Source organism: Nocardia sp. NPDC050799, from assembly GCF_040654015.1.
Taxonomy (GTDB): Bacteria; Actinomycetota; Actinomycetes; order Mycobacteriales; family Mycobacteriaceae; genus Nocardia.
Map to the genome: position 1 here is coordinate 1 of NZ_JBFAHF010000123.1, position 1166 is coordinate 1166.

Annotated in this window: 1 protein-coding gene and 1 pseudogene; one reads left to right on the top strand and one right to left on the bottom strand. The window is 65.4% G+C overall.

Annotated elements, in window-relative coordinates:
* Window positions 1-241 (bottom strand): annotated as a pseudogene (locus AB0H42_RS35815) (MFS transporter); the annotation flags it as partial.
* A gap of 108 nt (window positions 242-349) precedes the next feature.
* On the opposite strand from AB0H42_RS35815, the gene AB0H42_RS35820 reads away from it, so the two are divergent.
* Window positions 350-1166: LysR family transcriptional regulator (locus AB0H42_RS35820; RefSeq protein ID WP_357064344.1), on the top strand; the 817-nt coding region annotated here is incomplete at its 3' end.

The window sequence follows — 1166 nt, forward strand, 5'->3', positions numbered from 1 at the left end:
GGCTGCGGCGATCCGTGCGCCGGGCGCCCAGCACCACCAGCGGGGCGAACAGCGCGGCGAACAGGGCCGGCAGTGAAATTAGCAGCCCGGCACGGCCTATCGATGCGTTCAAGGTGCTGACGATCGGAGTCAGCAGCCCGACGGGCAGCATTTCTGCGGTGACGACGGTAAAGGTGGACAGGCCGACCGCGAAGGTCGCCAGCCAGGGTTTTGCGCCGCCGTCGGCGTGTAAGGCATTCATAAGGATCCTCCCAACAGATGAATAACCTCAGTGTATCCGCGCCAAAATGGCTGATAAACTGGCCTGATTGCGCAACATTGGGGACAAATCGTGGCTAATTTACCGTCTATGCCGTTGGATAACCTGACAGACCTGCTGGTGTTCATCCGCGTCGCCGACGCCTGCAGCTTCACGCTGGCGGCCGAGAGGCTGGGCATCTCCCGATCGGCGGCGGGCAAATGCGTGAACCGATTGGAGGAGCGATTGGCGACCCGGCTGCTGCAGCGCACCACGCGCAGCGTCAGCCTGACCGAAGACGGCGCGGTGTTTTACGAGTATGCGCAGCGCATCCTGTCGCAGGCCGAAGAGGCGGAAACGGCGCTCAATACGCGGCGGCAAACCCCGCGCGGGCGGCTGCGGTTGGATCTGCCTGTCTCGCTGGGGCGTTTGCATATCCTGCCGATTTTACGGGAGTTTTTGGCACAGTGGCCGGAGGTGGACGCCGACGTCAGCTTCTCCGATGAGTACAGCGATCTGGTGCGCGACGGCATCGACGTAGCTATCCGGGTCGGCGGCAGCGACGACAGCCGGCTGGTGCGGCGAGTGCTCGCGCCGCATCGCCTGATCACCTGCGCGGCGCCGGACTATCTGGCGCGGCACGGTACGCCTGCAAAACCGGAGGCGTTGGGCGATCACGAGACGCTGGTTTTCAGCCATCAGGGGCTGCCGGCGCCCTGGCGCTATTTGGTCAACGGCCAGCTGCACGAACAGCCGGTGCGCGGCCGGATGCGTTTCAACAACGTCGAGGCCTTGCGGGATGCCGCCGTCGCCGGGGCGGGTCTGTGCCAAGTGGGGGCGTTTCTGGTCGGCGAGCAGATTGCGGCCGGCACGCTGGTGCCGGTGTTGGAGCGCTATTGTCGCCCGGGGCCGCCGATCTGCGCCGTCT